This is a genomic window from Pseudomonas fluorescens (assembly GCF_902497875.1).
Lineage (GTDB): Bacteria > Pseudomonadota > Gammaproteobacteria > Pseudomonadales > Pseudomonadaceae > Aquipseudomonas > Aquipseudomonas fluorescens_BR.
This window is the reverse complement of the sequence record NZ_CABVHY010000073.1, coordinates 1-3,423: the sequence shown is the minus strand read 5'-3', so window position 1 is coordinate 3,423 and position 3,423 is coordinate 1. Positions and strand designations below refer to the sequence as shown.

Annotated in this window: 2 tRNA genes and 2 rRNA genes; all 4 read right to left on the bottom strand. The window is 51.1% G+C overall.

The features are described 5' to 3' along the window. Positions 1–2,585, bottom strand: a 23S ribosomal RNA gene (locus F8N85_RS33450); the annotation flags it as partial. A 250-nt stretch (positions 2,586–2,835) separates the two neighbouring features. Then, positions 2,836–2,911, bottom strand: a tRNA-Ala gene (locus F8N85_RS33445). A gap of 30 nt (positions 2,912–2,941) precedes the next feature. Next, positions 2,942–3,018 (bottom strand) — tRNA-Ile (locus F8N85_RS33440). An 83-nt stretch (positions 3,019–3,101) separates the two neighbouring features. Continuing rightward, a 16S ribosomal RNA gene (locus F8N85_RS33435) occupies positions 3,102–3,423 on the bottom strand; the annotation flags it as partial.

Genomic DNA, 3,423 nt, shown 5'->3' with positions numbered 1-3,423 from the left:
CACGACGTTCTAAACCCAGCTCGCGTACCACTTTAAATGGCGAACAGCCATACCCTTGGGACCGGCTTCAGCCCCAGGATGTGATGAGCCGACATCGAGGTGCCAAACACCGCCGTCGATATGAACTCTTGGGCGGTATCAGCCTGTTATCCCCGGAGTACCTTTTATCCGTTGAGCGATGGCCCTTCCATACAGAACCACCGGATCACTAAGACCTACTTTCGTACCTGCTCGACGTGTCTGTCTCGCAGTCAAGCGCGCTTTTGCCTTTATACTCTACGACCGATTTCCGACCGGTCTGAGCGCACCTTCGTACTCCTCCGTTACTCTTTAGGAGGAGACCGCCCCAGTCAAACTACCCACCATACACTGTCCTCGATCCGGATAACGGACCTGAGTTAGAACCTCAAAGTTGCCAGGGTGGTATTTCAAGGTTGGCTCCACGCGAACTGGCGTCCACGCTTCAAAGCCTCCCACCTATCCTACACAAGCAAATTCAAAGTCCAGTGCAAAGCTATAGTAAAGGTTCACGGGGTCTTTCCGTCTAGCCGCGGATACACTGCATCTTCACAGCGATTTCAATTTCACTGAGTCTCGGGTGGAGACAGCGCCGCCATCGTTACGCCATTCGTGCAGGTCGGAACTTACCCGACAAGGAATTTCGCTACCTTAGGACCGTTATAGTTACGGCCGCCGTTTACCGGGGCTTCGATCAAGAGCTTCGCGTTAGCTAACCCCATCAATTAACCTTCCGGCACCGGGCAGGCGTCACACCCTATACGTCCACTTTCGTGTTTGCAGAGTGCTGTGTTTTTAATAAACAGTCGCAGCGGCCTGGTATCTTCGACCGGCATGGGCTTACGCAGTAAATGCTTCACCCTCACCGGCGCACCTTCTCCCGAAGTTACGGTGCCATTTTGCCTAGTTCCTTCACCCGAGTTCTCTCAAGCGCCTTGGTATTCTCTACCCAACCACCTGTGTCGGTTTGGGGTACGGTTCCTGGTTACCTGAAGCTTAGAAGCTTTTCTTGGAAGCATGGCATCAACCACTTCGTGTTCTAAAAGAACACTCGTCATCAGCTCTCGGCCTTAAGATCCCGGATTTACCTAAGATCTCAGCCTACCACCTTAAACTTGGACAACCAACGCCAAGCTGGCCTAGCCTTCTCCGTCCCTCCATCGCAATAACCAGAAGTACAGGAATATTAACCTGTTTTCCATCGACTACGCTTTTCAGCCTCGCCTTAGGGACCGACTAACCCTGCGTCGATTAACGTTGCGCAGGAAACCTTGGTCTTTCGGCGTGGGTGTTTTTCACACCCATTATCGTTACTCATGTCAGCATTCGCACTTCTGATACCTCCAGCAAGCTTCTCAACTCACCTTCACAGGCTTACAGAACGCTCCTCTACCGCATCACCTAAGTGATACCCGTAGCTTCGGTGTATGGTTTGAGCCCCGTTAAATCTTCCGCGCAGGCCGACTCGACTAGTGAGCTATTACGCTTTCTTTAAAGGGTGGCTGCTTCTAAGCCAACCTCCTAGCTGTCTAAGCCTTCCCACATCGTTTCCCACTTAACCATAACTTTGGGACCTTAGCTGACGGTCTGGGTTGTTTCCCTTTTCACGACGGACGTTAGCACCCGCCGTGTGTCTCCCATGCTCGGCACTTGTAGGTATTCGGAGTTTGCATCGGTTTGGTAAGTCGGGATGACCCCCTAGCCGAAACAGTGCTCTACCCCCTACAGTGATACATGAGGCGCTACCTAAATAGCTTTCGAGGAGAACCAGCTATCTCCGAGCTTGATTAGCCTTTCACTCCGATCCACAGGTCATCCGCTAACTTTTCAACGGTAGTCGGTTCGGTCCTCCAGTTAGTGTTACCCAACCTTCAACCTGCCCATGGATAGATCGCCCGGTTTCGGGTCTATTCCCAGCGACTAGACGCCCTATTAAGACTCGCTTTCGCTACGCCTCCCCTATTCGGTTAAGCTCGCCACTGAAAATAAGTCGCTGACCCATTATACAAAAGGTACGCAGTCACCCAACAAAGTGGGCTCCCACTGCTTGTACGCATACGGTTTCAGGATCTATTTCACTCCCCTCTCCGGGGTTCTTTTCGCCTTTCCCTCACGGTACTAGTTCACTATCGGTCAGTCAGTAGTATTTAGCCTTGGAGGATGGTCCCCCCATATTCAGACAAGGTTTCTCGTGCCCCGTCCTACTCGATTTCATGACTAAGAGATTTTCGCGTACAGGGCTATCACCCACTATGGCCGCACTTTCCAGAGCGTTCCGCTAATCTCAAAGCCACTTAAGGGCTAGTCCCCGTTCGCTCGCCACTACTAAGGGAATCTCGGTTGATTTCTTTTCCTCAGGGTACTTAGATGTTTCAGTTCCCCTGGTTCGCTTCTTACGCCTATGTATTCAGCGTAAGATACCTAACTTATGTTAGGTGGGTTCCCCCATTCAGACATCTCCGGATCAAAGTCTGTTTGCCGACTCCCCGAAGCTTTTCGCAGGCTACCACGTCTTTCATCGCCTCTGACTGCCAAGGCATCCACCGTATGCGCTTCTTCACTTGACCATATAACCCCAAGCAATCTGGTTATACTGTGAAGACGACATTCGCCGAAAATTCGATTCTTGCTCATAAAGAGCAACTCACAAATTTTACCTTAGCCTGTAACAACACCAGTGAAAGTGTTGTCCAGTCTATCTTTCTATCACATACCCAAATTTTTAAAGAACGATCTAATCAAAAAGATCAGAAATCAACATTCACCATCATTCGATGGAATGCTCATTTCTAAGCTTTACAATACAGAAGCAGTAAATGGTGGAGCCAAACGGGATCGAACCGTTGACCTCCTGCGTGCAAGGCAGGCGCTCTCCCAGCTGAGCTATGGCCCCGTATTTCTACAGGCGTTTCCCACACAAAATTGGTGGGTCTGGGCAGATTCGAACTGCCGACCTCACCCTTATCAGGGGTGCGCTCTAACCAACTGAGCTACAGACCCAATTTCGGGCTGCTTCTTTATCGTCTTCTTCAATGAATCAAGCAATTCGTGTGGGAACTTATGGAGCAGCTGATGTCGTCGATTAAGGAGGTGATCCAGCCGCAGGTTCCCCTACGGCTACCTTGTTACGACTTCACCCCAGTCATGAATCACACCGTGGTAACCGTCCTCCCGAAGGTTAGACTAGCTACTTCTGGTGCAACCCACTCCCATGGTGTGACGGGCGGTGTGTACAAGGCCCGGGAACGTATTCACCGCGACATTCTGATTCGCGATTACTAGCGATTCCGACTTCACGCAGTCGAGTTGCAGACTGCGATCCGGACTACGATCGGTTTTCTGGGATTAGCTCCACCTCGCGGCTTGGCAACCCTCTGTACCGACCATTGTAGCACGTGTGTAGCC